Source organism: Paenibacillus residui, from assembly GCF_042677205.1.
GTDB lineage: Bacteria > Bacillota > Bacilli > Paenibacillales > NBRC-103111 > Paenibacillus_L > Paenibacillus_L residui.
On the sequence record NZ_JBHTIU010000027.1, the window covers coordinates 71,918 to 93,184 of the forward strand.

Genomic DNA, 21,267 nt, shown 5'->3' on the forward strand with positions numbered 1-21,267 from the left:
TTCCGGCCCATAGTTCTTAATTAAGAAACCGTCCGGCAGATACGCTGTCGGACGGTTATTATTGTACATATCCTCGCCGGCATAGCCGGCCTGCTTCCCGCGCTTCCGCCCCGCTTCTCTTCTTAATGATTAGCCTGTAGCTTTGGATAGCGCACGAGCGGAGATGATCTCGCTCATGCTTTCCGCTCCTCGATAGATCCGGGGCACCCGGGCGGTTATCATGGCCAGAACTTGCTGGGGGATGCTCCCGATATGATCGGCCAGGTCGTTCAGTTTGATTTCCCTGTCCCTTTGCTTCCCGATCAGCGTTACCGGTGTACCGACGGGATAATATCGGGGCAGCCGGATGATGATTTGATCCATGCAAATATTTCCGGCAATCGGAGCCGCTTGTCCATCAACAAGCGTATAGAAGCCTTGATACCCTTTGCAGCAGCCGTCCGCATAACCGATGGAGACGGTGCCCAGCCACTCGTCGCAAACAGCCGTGTAGGAACGGTCATAACCAATGCTTGCGCCCTGCTTTACATATTTGACCTGCACGATTTCCGAATGCAGGGACAAGGTCGGCTTCAGCTCGACATCCAATCTCCGCTTGACTTCCCCGTCACATGGATTGATTCCATAGACAGCAGCCCCTACCCGCACCATATCGAGAGAGAACTCCGGATATTGCAGTGCCGCTGCACTGTTGGAGCAATGTGCAATAAAGCCGGCAAAACCGGAATCAGCTACCCACCCTCTCATCTCTTTAAAGCGGCTGAATTGCCGTTTGTAATAATCTGAGTCCGCCTGATTGGCTGTTGCGAAATGAGTATACACCCCTTCCACAATGAGGTCTTCACTCTGCAAATATGGGGCCATCGCTTCCCATTCGGAGAAATGGCGGATACCGATGCGGCCGAGGCCGGTATCCATTTTGACATGCACACGCAGCGGCTTGCGGCTCTGCTTGTGCCGTCTCATCTCCCTCAGCCAGCCTTCATCGCAAACCGTCAGGGAAATCCCGTATTCCGCCGCCAGGTCCGCATCGGCCGGAAGTGCCGGCGTCAGTACGAGAATAGGTACTTGAATGCCGCTTTCCCTAAGCTGCAGCGCCTCGCTGATCAGACCTACGGCCAGCGCATCGGAACCGGCCTGTAAAGCGGCTGCCGCCGCCTGTACGGCACCATGCCCATATCCGTCCGCCTTCACGGCCGTCATGAACTTTGTCTTCTGAGGCAGACGCCTGCGGATTTCCTTAATGTTGTGGCGGATTGCGTCCAGATGCACATCTGCCCATGTATGTCGGTACCTCGGTTTAACCACCATATCCGCTCGCCTCTTTTCTGAGAGTCTCGACCACTTCCTCAAGCTGCCAGCCCCTGGAACCTTTGATTAACATAATGCAATCCTCATGAAGCTCTTCCTTTAACAGTTCGGCCAATTGCTCTTTATCCATACAGCTGGTAATCCGGCTCTCCTCCATATTTTTCCTGGCCGCTTGGGCAATATGTGCCGCCGAGGTGCCCAATGTGTACAGGGCGTTCAGTCGCTCCCCGTCCAACTGCTCTCCGATTTCCCGATGCATTCGGTCCGACTCCTCCCCAAGCTCGACCATATCTCCAAGAACCGCAATTTTGCGCTTGTCCGGATTCAAGGAGTATAAGGTGTCCAGCGCAGCCCGCAAACTGGTAGGGTTCGACTTATAAGCATCGTTGATAATCAGGCATCGACCGGCCTGAACTAGTTCGTTGCGCATTCCGGTAGCTTCCACTTGCAGAAATCCTTGCCTGATCTGCTCATAAGTAAGTCCAAAGTGGCGGGCGGCAGCAATGACGCTCAGCGCATTGATCACCTGATGTCGGCCAAGAAGAGGGATAAACATTGGCGGACAATCAGGATCGTTAATGGAGAAGCGGACCCCCTTGTCCTCAAGCCGGTATTCGACAGGATAGAGCTGCTGCCCGCGACCGCTGCCGAATGATACGGTTTCGAACTCCACCGTAAGCTCGTCCAACCGGTCGGTTAACCGGGGATTATCCCCGTTATAGATGAACAGGCCGTTCTTCCGCAGACCGCATAGAATTTCCAGCTTCGCTTGGACTATCCGCTCCCGGGTCTTCAAATCGCCCAGATGAACCTCGCTCACATTAGTGATGATCGCTGCATCGGGCTTGGCCAGCGAGGCCAGACGATAGATTTCCCCCAATCCGGACATGCCCATCTCTACAACGGCCATTTCCGTATCCTCTTCCAATCGCAGCAGGGTTAATGGAACGCCCAGATGGTTATTCAAATTACCCGGCGTTTTCATAGTCTTATACTTCACAGACAGGACGGCGGCCAGCATATCCTTGGTCGATGTTTTTCCGTTGCTGCCGGTAATCCCGATAACCTTCACCGCCAGCTGCTGACGATATGCTTTGGCCAGACTCTGCAGAGCATCCACCGTATCATCGACAAGCACCAGAGGGATGTCCTGCGGCGGATCCAATTGCTTGCGGTCCCAGAGTACAGCCGCGGCACCGCCGGCCAGCGCCTCCCTGACGAAGCTGTGACCGTTAAAGCGATCGCCAATGATCGGAACGAACAAATTTCCATCCTGTACGGAACGCGTATCTATGGATACTCCCCGCACTATCGTGTTCCGATAGGCCTCCCGGGGCAGGTCTGCTCCGATCATTTCCGCTATTTGACGTAAGGTTCTGGTAATCATTATTCATCCCTCCTGTAATTACGTGCCTGCTTCCGCTCATGCCGCTCCAAAGCCAGCTCAATCAGCTTGTCAATGAGCTGAGCGTAGGTGGTGCCGTTCGTTTTTTCCCATAACGTCGGGAACATGCTGATTTTCGTAAACCCCGGCAGGGTATTCACTTCATTGATATAAATGTCATTATCGTCGGTAACGAAAAAGTCCACCCTCATCAATCCGGCCCCGTCCAACGCCGTAAAGGCTTGAATGGACAGATCCATCAACCGGCTGTGTATATCGTCGGTCAGGCGGGCGGGGATTTGCTGAATAAGCCGGCCGCTCTTGTATTTTTTATCGTAATCAAAAAAATCCAGTTCCTTAATAAATTCTCCGGCCACGGAGCATTGCGGGTGATCGTTGCCGATGACCGCCAACTGAATTTCCCGGCCGATCACTTCCTTCTCGATCACGAGCTTCCGGTCATACTGCAGCGCTATGTGGACAGCTCGGCACAAGTCTTGGCGGTTGTCACACCGGCTAATGCCCACACTGGAGCCAAGGTTGGCCGGTTTAACATAGCAGGGATAGCCGATCCTCCCCTCGATCCGCAAGCATTCCCGCTCCGCATCGCTCTGCCATTCATGCTGCAGCAGTGCGGTATAATCAGTTTGCGGAATTCCTGCTTGAGCGAACAGATCCTTCATGATGACCTTGTCCATCCCGGCAGCGGAGGACAGAACTCCGTTGCCCACATAAGGAACATCCATCAGCTCGAGCAAGCCCTGGACGGTTCCGTCTTCCCCGTTAGTCCCGTGAAGCACAGGAAGAACGACCTTCTGTTCCGTCCCTTCCGAAAACAGCTTGCACAGCAGATTGCCTATCGAGGCCGCCGGACGGGTGTCCGGGTGTTCCGCCTGCAGCTCGGTGACGTCGGTCAGCTCATGATCGAGCAGGCCAAGGCTGCACCATATTCCTGCTTTCGTAATATAGATGGGATAAACATTATATTTTTGCTTGTCCAATGCGTTCAGCACCGTGAGGGCCGTCAAGAGAGAAACCTCGTGCTCCGCCGATTTCCCGCCATATAATACATACAGATTCGTTGTCATCTCTAATCCTCCCGGATATTAATTATTGATGGAGTGCGTATTTCATAAAAGAAACTAGATGGAGCTCTGAATACAGAACTTCACGCTGCGACCTTTCTGTATCCTCATTTCCGGAGCTCCTGCTTCCGGCATAAATAACTATAGGAAAAAGAGCTGAAAAGTAATTCAATTAATCCTTAAGAAAACATAAAGAAAAGTGAAATAATCTTTAACAAAAGCCCCTTCAGAGAGGCCCCGGCTCATCTCCCCCCCGCCAAAAAACGAACCGTGAAGCCCAGGGAGGAAAGAAGCAGTGTGCAATCCGGGCGAAGCGAAGTGTGTGTACACTCTGACACACTCTGACGTAAAGCAGCCTCTCGATGTTCATTCGTATTTCTTCCTCTCTCTAAGCTTGGGACTATTATCCCGTTGACTCAGACAGGAGCGATGACCCGGGTTCCATCACCTGATTTGACTTCAACCATTTTTTATAACTTTTAAAACGATGATCGATATTAGCCCGAATTCCCTCGCACGAGGACAGTGAGCGAAAGGGATAATAAACAGATGGACCAAGATCAGGGGACGATGACGGTATACACGGGACACTGAGCCAAGGGGATAACAAACAGATGGACTATGATCAAGGGACGATGAAGGTATGCACGGGACACTGAGCCAAGGGGATAACAAACAGATGGACCAAGATCATGGGACGAACGACGGTATATACGGAACTCTGAGCGAAGGGGATAACAGGCAAATGGACCAAGATCAAGAGACGAAGACGGTATGCACGGGACACTGAGCGAAGGGGATAATAGGCAAATGGACCAAGATCAAGAGACGATGAAGGTATGCACGGGACACTGAGCGAAGGGGATAACAGGCAAATGGACGGTAAATGAGACACGGTTCCGGCTGATTGTAATGATGCAATAAGAAGCGCCCTGAACGGACAAAACGTGAAGGAACCGTGAAGGCTTTTGAAAAAATAGCGAGGCTAGTGGTCAATTTCCATTCACATTTGCCCTTCTCTTTCATCGTTGCCCTTTGAATCATTGGAACAAAGGAGTAAGAGAAAGCACCTTGCATCCGGGTCGGCAACAACATCGCAAAGACGAGCAAAAGTGCATTAAAATCCTGCCTTTTTCCAAAAAGAAGGCGAAAGACGCTCAAATGTGCAGGTCTTTTTGCCAGAATGGGGCCATTTCGCAAAAATCGCTGAAAAGACCTGCATTATCGCTTAAGAATAAGGTATCGCGCGGCTTTTCCCAAAAAGAACTGCAGTTTTGATTGTCTTTTTACACAATCCGGCGGGCGACCGGGCTGCCCATAAAGTCCCCGGTGCTGAGCGGTGCTGAAAATCGCAAACCGGATGGGGCAGCACCTTAAGGCTGCTTTTGGAATAAAAAAAATGAACCTTCGCAAGGCATCATGCCCTGACAAAGGTTCAGGTTGCGCGCCGCGGCTATAAGACTTCGGACCAGCCGGCTTCCTTCAGCATAGATTCCAGGCTTGTTCTCGCCTTTCGGATCTGCTCATCGAGCTCCTCCGGGGACCAAGGGCCGGGATGAGCCCCATCCGCTCTTTCCACCTGTACGGATCCGGTAAATCCGGCTTCTTTCATTTGGCGGAACAAATCCGTGAAGCGGACGTCTCCTTCACCGGGGACCGGAAAATCGGCGTTCGCTCTCGCCCCCCGGTGATCCTTGGCAATGAAGGAATAGAGGCGTTCAATGATGATCGGCATATCCTCCTCGGAACGGATTCCTTCATAATAATGGACATTGCCGGGATCATAGCAGGCCTGCACGAAGTCGGAGCCTATGGCCTCCAACGTCTGCTTCAAATGTACCGCCGTCGCCGTATTCCCTGTATGCGGCTTTAATGTCACCGTTATCCCGTAACGTTCAGCCCATTCCGCGATTTCCCGAAATCGGGTAACGAAGCGGTTGTTCGTCCTTGTTAATTCTTCCTCCGGCAGGGGACTATCCGGGAACTGATGGTAGCCCCATGTACCCAAGGATAAGATTTCCTTCACGCCCAACACCTTGGCGGCCTCAAAGCGGCGGCGCGCTCGTTCGATAGGCTGTCCCGGCGCCAACTGATTGGTTCCGACAAGACATACCGGCTCCAACCCGTACCGTTCGCAAAGAGTGACCAGCCTGCCGAGAGCCGTTGAATCGTCCTCTTCGGGCACCTCTATTCCTTCATGAGGCAGACCTAGCGACACGTATCGATACCCTGCCCGAGAAATTCCTTCCAATGCTCTCTCCAATGATTCATTCCGATAAGGCAGCGTCATACAGGCCAGCTTCACCATCTTTGCTCCATTCCTTCCGCTTGATTATTTCCATAATTTGTGAACCCATAAAACAAACTCCTTCGATCTTCGAGGGATGGAGAGGACATCCCGTTGCCGTGCTGTCCCTTAAGCGATCGGCTCCACATATACTTCGCGTCTTTCTTTAAGAGACCTGTAGGCCGCCTCCGAAACGGCAATCGCCCGCAAGCCGTCCTCCAAAGAGATTATAGGGCTTCTATCTTCCCGGATACAGTCAATGAAATGCCCGTTCATCCGTTCCCACATATCATTTCCGGTGAAGGTTATTCGTTCCTCCGGACCGTCGGCCGCCTGAATCCTTACTTCCCCGTTATTATTCCGAACAGTCAAGCCTTCTGCGGCGACGCCGGTTATATCATACTCCACTCGTGTGATCCAAGGGGTGCTTACACTGGCTATTCCGCCATTCCGGAAGCGGATGGCTACCGTAAACCCGTCAGCGACGCTGCCCGGTGGCAGCAAATAGGTCCCGCCATAGGAAAATACGCTCTCCACCTCTCCACACATCCATTGAAGCAAATCGTAATCGTGGGAACCGTGCGAATAGATCGGGCCTTTCGCCTCCGCTTCGTTAAAATACCAATCGGGAGTTTCATAATAGTGGTCGCGGTATTTATCATATACCTTCATGCCGGGGTCCAGGTAATGCGTTCTCATGGACCAGGCTTGCAGAGTCTTCCCCGCCTCCGGACGCATCAACGCTTCCTTCAGCTTGCGGTAGGCCGGATCGAAGCGCAGAGGGTACCCGACCATCGTCTTCAGCTCCGGGTGCTTCTTGCCGGCCTCTACGATGTCCATTCCGTCCTCCAAGGAAGTGGCCAACGCCTTCTCCAGAAATAAATGCTTGCCGGATTCCAGTACGGCCTTGGCCAGCTCCGCATGAAGATGATCCGGGGTCGCCACCCATACCGCATCCAAATCCTGCTCCAGCAGATCTTCGGCTCTATCATAGACCGATGCACCAATTTCCTGGGCCAAGCTGTCCGCTTTCTCCCTAGTCCGGTTATGCACCGCCGTCACCTTCACCCCGGGCATACCGCTTAATGTCCGTGCATGAAGCGTTCCCATCAAGCCGCATCCGATAATGCCAGCTTTAATCATTTAATTCACCTCATCCTGGGTTATTGGCTATGGTTTTCTTCGAAAGAATACATGTCCCAAATCGCCTGGTGGGACTTCAAGGATTCCCATCCATCCGTTTCCGGTGTTTTGCCTTTAATGATACAGTCCAAAAAATGCTCAACCTGAAAAACGGCGTTCGTTCCCCTGTCCTCCGGTATTTTATCTACAGGGCCAAATACGGTCCTTTTTCCCTGCTTATCGATAACATCTATGGTTCTCATGTCAAACGCGATCAGCGCATCGGGAGTATGAAGGTGAAGCAGGGCCGGAGATTCCTTGTATTTCATCCCCCAGCTTGTAACCAGATGGGCGACAGCGCCGCTTTCAAATTTCATAATGCTGTGGGCAGTCCCCTCCCCCTCCATCCATTCGGTTCCGAGGTTCGTTCCAACCGCCGCCGAGATGGTCGGATGGCCGAGCAGCCATATGAGCAGGTCGACATAATGACACCCATGGCTGAACAGAACCCCTCCGCCTAACGTCTCTCTGCGCGAGATCCAGGTTCCCGGCGCCGGGGGCAGGTAGGCCTGTATCCAGCACTGCGCGCTGAATACTTCTCCGAATTCCTTCTTCTCCACGATTTCTTTAAGCCTGCGAACAATCGGCAAATATCGGACTATGTAAGCCATCATAAAAACCACATTGTGCTCTTCCGCTGCATGGATGATGCGGAGCGAATCCGCTTTCGTCGTAGCTAACGGCTTCTCCAGCAGCACATGCTTGCCTGCGGCCATGGCCTGCAATGCTTGAGGGGCATGTAAATGATGAGGCGTGCATAGGCTGACTGCATCAATATCTTCGATAATCGCTGACCAATCCGTCGTATAGCGGCAGCCCAGCTCCTTGGCGACACGGGCCGCCTTCTCTTCCTCCAAATCAACCACCCACGTCAGTTCGGCTTGTTCTGCCGCATGATAAGCATAAGCATGCTGCAAGCCCATATTCAGCCCGACGACGGCTGTCCGTACTTTTCTCAATTCGGTTCCCCCTATCGTCCCATTTGTCTATCATCCTAAAGCAAATCTCCGCCTAAATCTTTAACTTTCCGGACGATTTATTTGCATTTTTGCAGCATAGACTTTATTGAATCCACCCGGAGGAAACCGTTTTCCAAACCGCAGAATGTGATGTAAAATATTAGGTAATGTCTGTAGATGAGGTGATTGGAATGCACTACGTCAGACTCCGCCTTAAGGAAGAATTCACGGTGAATCAAATTATTTCCTTCCATTATTCGGAACTGCCCAAGAACTCGTTTTTTCCGGGAGAAAAGCATGATTTTTGGGAGTTTTTATATATGGATAAAGGCGAGGCGGAGATTACGGCGGGAAAGCATACGCTTCATTTAAGGCAGGGGGACCTGGTATTCTACACCCCTAACGAAATCCATAGCTTGAAAGGAAACGGGCATAGTGCGCCCAACATCATGATTGTCTGCTTCGAGTGCCATTCTCCGGCTATGAATTACTTTAAAGATAAATGTTTTCATCTGGGAGATCGCGAAAGAGCGATACTGTCTTCCCTGCTTCATGAAGGACGGCTCGCATTCGACCGCTCTTATGGGAATAAGTCGGCGCTTCTGGTCAAGAGAAGCCCGGCGGAATTCGGCTCAGAGCAGATGGTCAAAATTTATTTGGAATGGCTGCTGATCCAGTTGTTCCGCAACGACAATTTGCTCAGCCGCGAGCCCCGACTTTCCACGGGAGCCAAAGAGAAAACAGAGGCGTCCATCGCAAACAGCGTTATGCGCTATATGGAAAACCATCTCTCCGGAAACCCGACCCTGGAAGAAATATGCCGGCATGCCCATGTCGGGGCCACTCGCCTGAAATTATTGTTCAAGAAGGAAACGGGCTATACCTTATCGGAATACCAGAACAAACTGAAGATTGATAAAGCGAAGCAATACATTCGCGAGGAAACGATGAATTATACTCAAATTGCGGAAAAGCTGGGATACAGCAGCGTCCATTATTTTTCCAGACATTTTAAAAAATGTACCGGCATGAGCCCGTCGGAGTATGATAAAAGCATTAAAGCGAGAGCTTTGGACTTTTTTTAACAGGAATGCCTTCGAAAGTATTCCGTCCTTACTCCGATAAGAGTCGGCGTGTAAACTTACCCCTAATCGCGGTCTATTGGATCAGGCGAAATCGTCATATAGAATATTAATAACCCGCGATGAATACAACGGGCAGCGTTACCGCTGCCCGTTATTAAATCCCATGCTTTCAATCCCCCGTCTGCAGCCAGTATCAGCTGAGGTATGTCGGACTTGCTTGACCAATTAAGACTCTGCCTGCCGGGAACCGCCGGAATTCGAATTGGGTTCGGGCAGTCCTCCGCCGGCATCCTCCTTATGTTTAAAAAATGCCGCCATAAACGGCAGATGGCACAGAAGGATGATACTCAAGCCGAACCACAGCAAGCCATTCGCTGCCATCGCTCCATTCAGCAGACCAAATAGCGAAAAACCGGCCATATAGGAAGCGTCCTGCATAGGCAGCGTGATGCTGTTAAATCTGCCCTGCATGCCCAGATCGATCCTGGATTGCAGAATCGAAAAATAGATGATCGTAGCCATAATTTCGAATATAGCGGCCACAATCAGGATGAACAAGGACCAGACAAGCCCGAAAGGCAGGCTTAACCCGGCCAGCAAAACCGCTTCTCCCAGGCCGAACACCATATAGATAGCGGTAATGGAAAATCTGTTCCGACAACGGGAGATGACGGTATGGCATCCGATGGCTCCCACCAAAGCACCCAGGCCTTGTGCGGCCAGCAACAGCCCCCAATACAGCTCCACGTTCCCATAACTGCCCGCTGTCGTAAGCAGATACAGTTTCAATATTCCGAGAGTAAGCGAGTAACCGAGTGCCGTGATCACCAGGCCCAAGATGAGCCGGTCTTTAAACAGCAGACGAAGCATCTCCCGATTGAATCCCGTCCCTTGATGTGTGGAATTCTGCGTTTTCCTTCTCTCCGGGACATGTACCATACTAAATAACACAAACGACAGCAGCCCCATTACCGAACAGATCAGCATGACCTTCGTATAATCGAGGATAATAATCATCAGGCTCCCAAGCAGCGGGCCGACAATTTTAGACAGCCTGTCGATCCCCAGCACCAAGGAATTGCCCTGGATTTCTTCCCCTTTAGGAATGACCGATGCGCGCAGGGTCAAGGAAGCCGGCGAGCCGATCGTCTGTGAAATACCTATGGCCAGCAGTGCGAACTGAACATGCCATAATTGCTGTGTAAACGGCAGAATGGCAATGAGCAGGCTGTACGATAGCACATCCAACGTTGTCATCCGCTTGGCCCCCCACCGATCAATCCACACCCCGACGATCGGGCCGAGCACTATTCCCGGAAGCAGCTCCATAACCATTCCCGAGACAAATTCTTTGCCTATACCGTATCGGTCGTTTAAAAACAACGGAATGACGGCGGCCAAGATCCACTTCGTCAAATCCCAAATTAACAGCGCGGTCAAATAACGCCTGAATACATGATGCCCCGATAATAATTTCCAAACGGACAATGGTCTCCCCCCAAGTAATTGAATTTTTTACTTGGGGGCGTAAGCAATCAGGAGGACCACCGTCTCACCTCCTTTAAGAGTTTACGCGCAATAAGAAAAGCTCCTCACGGAGCTATTTCCACAAATGAATAACCCGGTTTTAAAGGTAGCTTTATTAACAGATATTGTAATTCAAAGCATCCGGATTGATCAACTAAAATTTTCGTTTCTATTATTAGTTCTTCCTATTCAGCAGAGTCCGCAATCCGCTAAGTACCTAACACTGTCTTGCCTCTCGGCACCGATCCATGGGAGTCCGGCTCCAAGGTTATGTCTATCGAATCGAACGGCAAATCCGGACTATCCATATGGTACGCAATCGCGCCACGGCCCAGCGCATCCACCTGGAACGTCCCGGCACTCTGCCGCTCCCCTTCGTGAATGAGCCAGACCTGATAAGCGTCCCCTGCCTGATTGGCCGCCAGTCCTGCGAAGCTGCCGACGATCTCTACCTCCGCCCCCTGCCTCAACAGCCAGACTGTGCCTTCGGCCGTATCCATGGAGGCATCCGTCGATTTCAGATTATAAATCTTGATTACTTGCGTGGGGACCGGGTGCGCCGCCACAACAGCAGGCCGGGAGGGCTCCCGTACAGCCGTCAGTTGCTCGTGCATCTTGACATTCCCGCTCAGGGAGACCAGAAGCGCCCCAATTAGCAAGACCGAGGCAGATTTATAGAACCGCGGAGCATAACGCTCCCATTTCCATCTCGCCCGGCGCCGCTCCTCTTTCCGTCTGCGGGCAGTCTCCACACGGGAGAGTTGGAAGGCAGGGACAAGGGCTGGGATCGGCTCCGGTTTCGGCTCTGTTTGCTCATCGGGAAATAGAGAACTTATCACCTGCGTCTTCAAATCCGCCGGCACTTCCTCTTCCTCTGCTTGCAAAGCCAATGCCGTCCAGACCTGCTTTAACTCCCGCGCTTCTTGCCGGCAGGCAAGGCAGTACAGCAAATGCCGCTCAAAGCGTACCCGGTCTTCCTCTCCACATTCTCCGGCGACATAGGCTATGAGCAGAGAACATTCATCGTTCCGGTGATCCATATCTTCCCCCCTCCCATTCCATCTTCAGATGTTTGCGCAATATTTTTAACGTTTGATGAAGCCGGCTCTTCACCGTACCAAGCGGCTCACCCTGCATCCGTGCAATTTCCGCAAGCGAATAACCTTCCCAGTACAACTGCTGAAGCAACTCGATTTGACTGGCGGACAGCCAGCGATAGGCCTCACTTATTTGCCGTCTGATCATTTTGCGCAGCTCTGCGTTTCCTGTCGGGTTGGAAGAACGGGATGGCATCCGCTCCCAATCCTCTTCATCGATTAGAACGGTCTTGTACGCATTTCTCTGTTTCCGGATATAATCCATCGTCAGGTTGCGGGTGACCGTAAGCAGCCAACTGGCGAACCGCCCTTTGTGCGAATGGTATCCTTTCTCCGTAGACCACAATCGGGTAAAGACCAGTTGAACGATTTCCCTGGCCGTCTGTTCATTCTGCGAGGCCTTCAAGGCAAACGAATAAACGAGACGCACATAGCGGTCATACAATTCTTCCAGAGCCGCACGGGACTTGTCCCTTACCAGATCCATCAGCTGCTCGTCCGTCATATTCCGCATCAGCGGTCCTCCTTCCTGCCATCTTATAAGACACATCAAAAACGGCATAACCGTTTATAGCATTCGTTATTTTGGGGGTAAATCATTTTCCGGAAAAGCAAACCGGTCAGTCTTTCCTTACGGCGGCAGCACGGGTCCGAATGGATCGAGCCGCTTGACCTGGAGAAGCTGTACCGGACAAATCTGATTGCTCTTGCCAAGCATACCGATAATAGAAAAGAAGCACAACCGTTTATTGATTATTTAAACCAAAAGCCTGCGATGATACAATCATTTCCGTGCAAAAAAACCTCAGAAGCCCATGTATTGCGGGTTCTGAGGTTTCTTTGAACTATGTGGTAACCGAGGTGCTTGAGTCAGCTGATCTTTTCCCTAACTATCTGCCTAACGGAGCCGGACTCAGAGGCAAGCGGTGATTTTATCGTTTGTTTTTGATTGTAAGAGGCCGAGACCATTATCGCCCTTGATTTTGTTTATCCCGAACACTAATGGTGTCCACCACGTAGGAATAATCTTTCCGCGTTCCATCCTTGGCCGTCACGCTTATCTTCAGCAGACCGACGCTTCTGGTGCCGCTCACCAGCTCGGTATAATGGATGGACGTTTCTTTTGCCCCGCTGCTTGTGATGACCGACAGCTTCTTAGGATCGAAACGGTTGTCATACACCTCCAAGCGGTTCACCCCGAATGTCGGGAGCAGCTTATACTTGGTTTTATTTTTATAAGAAATGGACTCGATGGCCGCAGAGTTGGAAGAACCGGAGAGCTCCACCCAGACCGGATTGGAAAAAGCGAAGCCCGTGCCGGCCAAAGGGCCGATGCCGGAGCTATTCTCCTGTGCCTTCTCACTGCGCACCTCCATACGGTAAAATTCCTTATCCGTCACAGGCAAAGGAATCGTCTTGGAGAAGGTGTTCGTTTGCCGGCCCGTAAGGTCCTCTTCAAAAACAATCTCTCTGCGGGCATAATCCGCGATATCACCGGTTACCGGATATTTAATGACGCGGACGCTGGTCAGATTAGAGTTAGGATCAAAGGCCTGAAGCTGAAACGGCATATGGCCGGCGCTTTCCAGTTGAAGGGTTCCTCCCATGTCGACTCCGCCGATGCTGAATCTGAGCTCCGGTCCATTGGAGCCGTAATAGCCTCCGTTCCTCAGCAGCTCCAGAACATTCTGCTTGGAAAGCCCCCCTATCTTGCCTTTGATATAAGGATCTCCTACTTTATCTTTGGTATGGCCGTCGGAGTTGGCGATTCCGTAATATTTCCCGTCTCCGCGAATATTGATTTCGTCCCAGAAACGGAACGCCCGCTCATTCACTCCGTTGTCCAGGGCGTGCCAGGTGCCGTTCCACACTTCCACCCCGGTAAACCCCGTCCACTGATACGGATTCCGGAACGTATAGGTTTGGTCGAAGGGATGGGCGATATAGAACAGACCGCCTTGGCCTGTCACTTCATCGATGCTGTCCTGCCAGCTGTAGCCGGATTCCGGGTCGTTAATGTCATATCTCGGGACGCCGTTTATTCCGAAGGCCAGCGCATGGCCTGATTTCGTAGTGATTTCCGCAGCCGGTAGACTGAGGAAGCGTCCGTTATAGCTCTCGGTAACCGCATCCGTATCCGGCCCCTGCGAGTCGGTATTATGATCGGAGCTCCATAGCCAGGACAACAGCCGGTTATTATAAACGCTGGCGGAGTTTTCGGCTACGGTATGAACTCCGTCACTGTGCTTCGTATGGGAATGATTGTCTCCGCCATAATACCCTGCCCTGCGGACATCAAAGCTGCTAGTGCCCGTCAGATTAAAAATATCTGTGGATACTTTGGCCTGGATAACAGACCTTCCGCCTTCCAACGCCACCGCACGGACCTTCCTTACCGCCTGCGCACGGGCATCGATAACCGGGATTTCCAGGCTTCCCTCGTCCAGCAAATGGACAAAATATGGAGGATGTACCTCCAGGGCAACATTTTGCAAAGGGGCATCGGTCAGATTCTGCACGGTCATTGTGATCTCAAACGGTGTCTCCGCCACGAGTTCCGAAGGCAGCTCAACCCTGACCTCCGCATACTTTTTCATCGTAAAGTCCGCTTGTATCCTTCTTATCTCCCCAATTTCGACGATTCGGCCTTCTACCGAGTACTCTTCATTTACAGGAGTGATCCGATAGACGCCCTTCTTCGCAAAAATCTGGTATTTGCCCTCACGATTAGTTACCGCTCTTGCGTAGAGGGCTCCGTTCTCGTCCGCAGCCACTATTTCTGTAAAAGGCACAGGGGCCCCCGCCTCATCCGTCACTGAGCCGGTTATGCTCCCGTACTCTTCGGCCTGACCATGATCCCGGATGAATTGCGCCCAGAATTCTGCCGCGGCGTAGGGCTTATCCGCAGGGCCGGCGACATGAGGCAAATGGTAGATCACATAGCTTTGGCTCTCGCCGTCGGGGATCACCGCCGGGAACCAAACCCCCATGAATATAGCCTCATGCATAATGATTTCGGGCTGCTGCTCGTTCGGCCAGAGGATCGCATGGGCTGTTTTCCCGGTGAAGGCGTTGTTGATTCCGTTGAACAGATAGTTATCTGTCCATCCGCTTCTGATCGCATTCTTCTCCTGACTGTACACCCAATTTCTTCCCGGCAGGTAGCTATGCTGCTCTCCCGGCTGATCGGGATCGATAATATACCCGAAATTTCCGTTAAAATCGCTTCCCGTCCGGTTATCGAGCGTAATTTCCATCTTAATTAACGGCGTGCCTTCAACTATGGAATACCGCACCGAGGCTTTCATCTCGTCATTGGAATCCCAGTCCCCGTCGGCTACAATGGTATTGCCGTCCAGACGGATATCCGGAAGCTGGAGCTTCGTTAGCGGATGAAACCAAGACCATTCCATATGCTTGCCGTTCGCTTCGTCCTCCGGCGTTACACCCAAGTCATCGCTCAGAACGAATTCCGTAAAATCGAGGTTCTCCTGCATCGTCAGCTTGGGAACGGCATCCATTATATGACCGGGGGTCAGACTGCCCCACTTATTGTTCCCGGAAGCGTCGTTGCTCCAATCCACCGGGTCTTTGCCGGCTGTTCTTACCGTCCCGACCGTAAATTTAATGTCCGGGCTTTCGATGTAATAGTAATCGTTCTTCGGCCACCAGTCTCTTGATGTTCCCTCATAGGTAAATCCCGGGTCCCCGCGGGTCACGCCCGCTACAATTTCCCCGACAGGAGCGGTCATGTTGAAGTCGACCCGAATCAGATTTCCGTCGCCCCACCCCGCTAACTGCTGCTCGTAATTCTCGCTTCCATTGGTGGCGTGAAGGCTGTAGCCTTCTCCTTTCACGGCGTATAGGCTGTACATTCCTCTGCTGTCCGTAGTGGCCGCGGCATATTTTCCTCCTTCAACCGTTCTGAGTTCAATCTCCACGCCGCCGGACGGACGGCCCTCGGAATCGGTGACCTGACCCGTTATTTGGCCAATCGCTGCCGGATCGATTCCCTGCTTCACGACATTGGCCCAAAACTCCGCAGTCTGATACGCTTCATAGGCCGGGCCCGGGTTATGCGGCAGATGATAGATCACCAGTTCCTTGGTCCCGCGGACAGGCAAAGTCACCTTAAACCAGGCACCGGATATATATCCTTCCGGGATGAGCGCCGAGGGCTGCTGATCGTCCGGCCAAATGATCGCATGAGCTGTATGTCCGGTATATTTATCCTGTATTCCGTTGAAAATGTAGTTATTATTCCAGCCGGAGGTGATATATTCGCTGACCTGGCCGCCTCTCCAGCCCCAGCCGGGAACATAGCTCTGCTGCTCAAGCGCCTCCTCCGGATCAATGATATAGGCAAGATGTCCGGAGAAATCGGCGGTCCCCTCGTTGATCAGCTTGACTTTCATTTTAATCAGGGGGGAATTTTCGACAATCGAGTAAGTAACCTGGGCTTTGACGCTCGGATCGCTGTCCCAAGTTCCATCGGCCACAACCGTGTGATCCGCCACTTGAATATTCGGCATGCTCAGCTTTTCGGTCGGATACCACCACGTCCTCCCGACGTTCTTGCTAAGCACAAACTCCGTATAATCCAGGTTGTCCCGCATGTTGAATTTAGGGGCGGCATCCATCATATGGCCGGGTGTCAAGGTCCCCCATTTGTTATTGCCGGTCGCTTCGTCGCTTGTGTCTACAGGATCATTGGTCGATAATCTGTCCGTCCCGATGGTTAGCTTGACCTGATCGTTTTCAATAAAATAGTAATCTTTGCCCTCTACCCAATCTCTGGCCCCAACAGCATAAGTAAATCCGGGGTCGCCACCGGTCTTCCCCGCTACAGCGGTGGTGGAATCCGGCAGCTCCGGTACGGCGCTTGTTTCGGAAACTCTGCGGCTATCCGCCCCATAGCTCGCTTCCGTAACGGAGATTTCGCCATTCCCCGCCACAATGTCGCTGAACCCCCTCCCGTTGCCCTCCTGTGAGATATCGAGAGCAGAGCTCTCATTACTATTTTCTGCACTTCCGGGGGCAGCGCCTGCTGACCCGCTCGGGAAAGAGCCCGCCAATAACATCACCGATAAGATGACAGCTACACCTTTCGAGAAAAATCGCGATCCCATGTTCTTCCTCCTCTCTCAAATAAAGAGCAGTTTGTACGTGAACCGATCCGTTCATCCCTTCTTCAGCATTAGTAAAGGGCTAATGGCCAGCTTCGGCCGGCGGTCGGACGAAAGGATGCTGACGGAAGGCCTCTGACGTTAAGCTTCACCCGGAACAAGCTGCCTCCGTGGCAATCATCCGCTTCCTCGTCTCTCGCTGTTGTAATATACAGTTCATCGAGTTCGGGACCTCCGAAAGCGCAAGACGTCACCAAACGGGCCGGAACCTTAATCTCCTCCAGCAATTGTCGGCTGGTAGGATCGTAGCGGGATACTTTGCCCCCGCCCCAATGGGCTATCCAGAGCGCCCCTTCCTCATCCACCGTCAAGCCGTCGGGAAGCCCGTCCTCCCGCGCAATTTCCAGCAGCGTTCGGCGGCCGTCAATCCTCCCGGTAGCCAATTCATAATCGAAAGCATATACCTGTCCCGCGATTGTGTCGATGTAATACATCGTCTTCCCGTCGGGGCTCCAGCCCAGCCCGTTAGAAATGCTAACGTTCGAGACTTCCCGCGTCAGGGTGAAATCGGAATGCAGGCAATAAAGACTTCCTGCTTCAGGCTTTCCTGTCATACTCATCGTGCCCGCCCAAAAACGTCCCGCCGGATCGCATTTGCCATCATTCATCCGATTGTCGGGCAGATGCTTCTCCGGAGCGGCTATCCTTGCAAGCGACCTGTCGTGTTCATCGTACCGGTAAAATCCATCCTGCAGAGCCAGCAGCAAGCTACCGTCCTCCGACGGTACCGCCGCCCCGACAAATTGTCCGAAGGAATGCACGGTATCCTCGTGCTTCTCCGGATCATACAGATGCAGGGCCTTGCCTGTGATGTCTACCCACAGCAATCGGTTGCGGGCTGCGTCCCAGAATGGGCCTTCTCCGAGTAATGCGGCCCGATGCAACAGACCTTCCGGCTCCTGGCGCATAAATCCCCCTCCCTTCGAGTTTTAGGTTAATGCAGCATCCAGCCGCCATCCACATTCAGCGTTTGCCCGGTTATAAAATCGCTGTCCGATGAGGCGAGGAAGACAAAAGCTCCTTCGACGTCCGCTGCGACTTCGCGTCTGGAGAAGCACTGCGCCTTGGCCAGGAAAACAGCACTTTCCTCGATCGTCTCCCGGCTCACCTTCTCATATTCCGTTTCCGTCAGAACGGCTCCGGGAGTAATACAGTTAACCGTAATGGAATTTTCTCCAACCTCTCGCGCCAACGCACGGGTGAAGCCGATGATGGCACCTTTGGAGGTGACGTAGTGAAGAAATTGCTTCTGCCCGGTAAAAAAAGTGACCGACGATACGTTAATGATTTTCCCGTAGCTCTGCGCTTTCATATAGGGAAAGACAGCCTTGGCGCAGAGAAATTGCGACCGGACGTTCACTCCCATCAGCGCATCCCATTCCTCCGTTGTAATTTCATGCCAGGTTTTGCGCGGGTCCATCGCGGCGTTATTGACCAAAATATCGATTTTGCCATATCTTCGTACGGTCTCTTCCACCATCCGGCGAACATCTTCCTCTCGGGACACGTCTGCCTGTATGGCAAAAGCTTCTCCGCCGGCGGCGGCAATGTCCTCCCTCACCTGTTCCGCAAGCTCGGGATGCGAACGGTAATTGATGACGACCTTGGCTCCTTCCCTGGCATAACGCTTGGCTACCGCCGCCCCGATGGAGCGGGAAGAACCGGTGATGATCGCTACTCTGTCGGCTAATCTCATAGCCTTACTCCTCCTTGTACACAAGATCCTCCCTGCAGCGCAGGGCTGGCGGATTGGGTGTACAGACGCAGGATCCCTTTGTGATGAAATGCCGGCGGGTTCCAGGACCGCTTTCTTTCCGCGAGAATACCGGCGATCTCGTCCGGGGTCCGTTCCGTCCCTTGAATTCCAACAATATCTATGCGGCGATTCGGAATGTCGACACAGATCATGTCCTGATCCTCCACGAAGGCTATCGGGCCTCCATCGAGGGCCTCCGGCCCCAAATAGCCTACGCATGGCCCCCGGGTTGCGCCTGAAAACCTTCCGTCCGTAATCAGCGAGGTAGTATGAGACAAAACCGGATCCGAAGCGATCAGCTCGGACATGAAGAACATCTCCGGCATTCCGACCGCTTTCGGCCCTTGATAGCGGATGATGACGACGTCCCCGGGCTGTATGGTTCGGGCCACATAAGCATCAACAGCTTCCCGTTCGCTGTCGAACACGCGGGCCGGACCGGTATGCACCTGCATCTCCTCAGCTACGGCGAACTTCTTGATCGTCGCTCCCTCCGGAGCCAGATTGCCGTAGAGAACGGCCAGCGAGCCTTCCGGCTTCAGCGATTTAGAGATAGGGTAGATGACGTTCCTGCGGTTCAGCTTGTAGTTCGCCAGAAACATCTCCGCATAATTCCGCATTTCGCTGCGCCTCATCTCTTCCAGATTTTCTCCAAGCGTCCTGCCCGTTACGGTCATCACATCCAGATGCAGATAGTCTTGAATCTCATCCATAAGAAAAGGAACGCCGCCAGCATACCAAAAAAGCTCCGTCGGATAATGCCCGGCGGTTTTCGTATCCACCAGCACCGGAATACTGCGGTGAATGTCGTCAAACAGCTTTGGCTCCAGGTCGATCCCGATTTCCCTGGCAATGGCGATCAGATGCATGACGGCATTAAGCGACCCTCCAACGGCGGAGTGCACCATGATCGCGTTCTCGAAAGCCTCGCGCGTAAGAATGTGCTCAGGCCGGATTCCTGCCTGCGACAACCTGATCACCTGTTGACCGGCCGCCCGGGCTGCTCTGCGGATTTCCGCATTGGTGGCGGGAATGAGCGCGGACCAGGGAAGCGCCAAGCCAAGGGCTTCGGCCATGACCTGCATCGTGGCGGCTGTCCCCATATACTGGCACGCACCGCAGGTCGGGCAGCAGGCCCGTTGGAACGCCAAAAATTCTTCCTTCGTCATCTGGTTTCGCTCGACCTCAACGCTCATATGCCACAGCTCTTCGTTGGAACGCATGCAGGGGCCGGCTCCCATAGCGCCTCCCGGAACATGAATGGACGGAATATTTAAACGGGCAATCGCCATCAAATGGGCGGGAACCGCCTTGTCTCCCGCAGAGGCCAGCACCATGGCGTCGAAAGGGGTGCTCAACGCATGAATTTCCACCATGGAAGCGATCATGTCGCGCGATGGCAAAGAGTAGTGCATCCCGTTATGTGCCTGTGCAATACCGTCACAAATGTCGGTCGTCGTATAGATGGCGGGCTTTCCGCCCATCTGGAAGACCCCTTTCTCCATTTCTCCGACCAGTTCGTTCAAGTGGTAGGAGCTGGGGTGACTCGCCCCGTGGGTGCTTTCTACCAAAACCTGAATACGGTCCAGGTCTTCCACCGTCCAGTCCATCGACATGCGCAGGGCGTCGCCCTCAAAGCTTATTTTGCGAACCTTCTGACTGGCTCGCGTATGGTCTATTTCAGCCATCGGCTGCACCTCCTTTAGGCTTTTTCTGTGTTGTTATACTTTCTGTTGAAATCATCCTGTGCTGTTATACTTCTGTGGCCCGTGGATAATCATTTCAAGCCACCTACTACTGCCAGACATTGATTATTCACATGTGAATAATGGGCAAAAGCTGAATAATACGGGCTCTGTATGAGTTATCAACGTCTTTTGACTGTTATCCCCTTCGCTCAGAATTCGCTGTCTACCTGGTCGGGGATGTCCCCTGCTCCTTACTTTAGCCCTTCTCAGCTTTTTGCCGGAAAGCCCGCGCGTCATCCCTTGGCCGCTGAGTCCATTGGGCAAATGGAATCTCAGGTTAATGATAGGGACCCGGCTAGCTCTCTGTGTCAAAAGGTTACTAGCACAAGGGATCGTACGGACTTTCCCTGACTCAATGGGATAACAGTACAAGGAGCATAGACCTCAACCATTCCCTGACTCAATGGGATAACAGTACAAGAGCACTGACCCAATCGTTCCCTAACTCAATGGGATAACAGTACAAGAAGCATCGGACCTCAACCATCCCCTGACTCAATGGGATAACAGTACAAGAAGCATGGACCTCAACCATTCCCTGACTCAATGGTATAACAGTACAAGAAGCATAGACCTCAACCATTCCCTGACTCAATGGGATAACAGTACAAGAGCACTGACCCAATCGTTCCCTGATACAATGGGATAACAGTACAAGGA

The 21,267-nt window shown here is 52.6% G+C and carries 14 protein-coding genes; 1 reads left to right on the forward strand and 13 read right to left on the reverse strand.

The window, feature by feature from the left end:
* Positions 1-129: 129 nt before the first annotated feature.
* The 6 genes from alr to ACFQ03_RS07460 all read right to left on the reverse strand — a co-directional run bounded on the left by alr (position 130) and on the right by ACFQ03_RS07460 (position 8,208).
* Positions 130-1,311, reverse strand: coding sequence for an alanine racemase (gene alr / locus ACFQ03_RS07435; protein WP_379287171.1), 1,182 nt, complete (start codon positions 1,309-1,311; stop codon positions 130-132).
* Positions 1,301-2,698, reverse strand: coding sequence for a UDP-N-acetylmuramoyl-tripeptide--D-alanyl-D-alanine ligase (locus tag ACFQ03_RS07440; protein ID WP_144941682.1), 1,398 nt, complete (start codon positions 2,696-2,698; stop codon positions 1,301-1,303). The genes alr and ACFQ03_RS07440 overlap by 11 nt, the downstream gene beginning before the upstream one ends.
* Entirely contained in the window at positions 2,698-3,783 is a 1,086-nt protein-coding gene (locus tag ACFQ03_RS07445; protein ID WP_144941680.1) for a D-alanine--D-alanine ligase, read from the reverse strand. The genes ACFQ03_RS07440 and ACFQ03_RS07445 overlap by 1 nt, the downstream gene beginning before the upstream one ends.
* Positions 3,784-5,233: 1,450 nt before the next feature.
* On the reverse strand, positions 5,234-6,088 hold the full coding sequence (locus ACFQ03_RS07450; RefSeq protein WP_379287173.1) for a sugar phosphate isomerase/epimerase family protein: 855 nt from the start codon (positions 6,086-6,088) through the stop codon (positions 5,234-5,236).
* Between the two features lie 108 nt (positions 6,089-6,196).
* Positions 6,197-7,210 carry a Gfo/Idh/MocA family protein gene (locus ACFQ03_RS07455; RefSeq protein WP_379287175.1) on the reverse strand — a complete coding sequence of 338 codons (1,014 nt, stop codon included), beginning with the start codon at positions 7,208-7,210 and terminating at the stop codon, positions 6,197-6,199.
* A gap of 20 nt (positions 7,211-7,230) precedes the next feature.
* Positions 7,231-8,208: a Gfo/Idh/MocA family protein gene (locus ACFQ03_RS07460; protein ID WP_379287177.1), complete on the reverse strand. Its 978-nt coding sequence runs from the start codon at positions 8,206-8,208 to the stop codon at positions 7,231-7,233.
* A 191-nt stretch (positions 8,209-8,399) separates the two neighbouring features.
* Between ACFQ03_RS07460 and ACFQ03_RS07465 the strand changes: the two genes are divergently transcribed.
* Positions 8,400-9,293: an AraC family transcriptional regulator gene (locus ACFQ03_RS07465; protein ID WP_379287179.1), complete on the forward strand. Its 894-nt coding sequence runs from the start codon at positions 8,400-8,402 to the stop codon at positions 9,291-9,293.
* Positions 9,294-9,518: 225 nt separating this feature from the next.
* On the opposite strand, the gene ACFQ03_RS07470 is transcribed toward ACFQ03_RS07465, so the two are convergent.
* The 7 genes from ACFQ03_RS07470 to ilvD form a co-directional block, all read right to left on the reverse strand.
* Complete coding sequence (locus tag ACFQ03_RS07470; RefSeq protein WP_186328162.1) at positions 9,519-10,781, reverse strand: MFS transporter; 1,263 nt, start codon at positions 10,779-10,781, stop codon at positions 9,519-9,521.
* Positions 10,782-11,029: 248 nt separating this feature from the next.
* Positions 11,030-11,860, reverse strand: a complete 831-nt coding sequence (locus ACFQ03_RS07475; protein WP_144932799.1) for an anti-sigma factor — start codon at positions 11,858-11,860, stop codon at positions 11,030-11,032.
* Positions 11,841-12,431: an RNA polymerase sigma factor gene (locus ACFQ03_RS07480; protein ID WP_144932773.1), complete on the reverse strand. Its 591-nt coding sequence runs from the start codon at positions 12,429-12,431 to the stop codon at positions 11,841-11,843. Before ACFQ03_RS07480 ends, ACFQ03_RS07475 begins: the two co-directional genes overlap by 20 nt.
* Positions 12,432-12,885: 454 nt before the next feature.
* Positions 12,886-17,046 (reverse strand): CehA/McbA family metallohydrolase, encoded by a 4,161-nt coding sequence (locus ACFQ03_RS07485; protein WP_379287183.1) that lies wholly within the window; start codon positions 17,044-17,046, stop codon positions 12,886-12,888.
* A 68-nt stretch (positions 17,047-17,114) separates the two neighbouring features.
* A complete protein-coding gene (locus tag ACFQ03_RS07490; RefSeq protein WP_379287184.1) occupies positions 17,115-18,011 on the reverse strand; it encodes an SMP-30/gluconolactonase/LRE family protein in 897 nt (298 codons plus the stop codon).
* A gap of 26 nt (positions 18,012-18,037) precedes the next feature.
* The gene (locus ACFQ03_RS07495; RefSeq protein WP_379287186.1) at positions 18,038-18,799 is read right to left on the reverse strand and encodes an SDR family NAD(P)-dependent oxidoreductase; all 762 of its coding nucleotides are present in this window, start codon (positions 18,797-18,799) and stop codon (positions 18,038-18,040) included.
* Complete coding sequence (gene ilvD / locus ACFQ03_RS07500; RefSeq protein ID WP_379287188.1) at positions 18,796-20,547, reverse strand: dihydroxy-acid dehydratase; 1,752 nt, start codon at positions 20,545-20,547, stop codon at positions 18,796-18,798. The genes ACFQ03_RS07495 and ilvD overlap by 4 nt, the downstream gene beginning before the upstream one ends.
* Positions 20,548-21,267 lie beyond the last annotated feature (720 nt).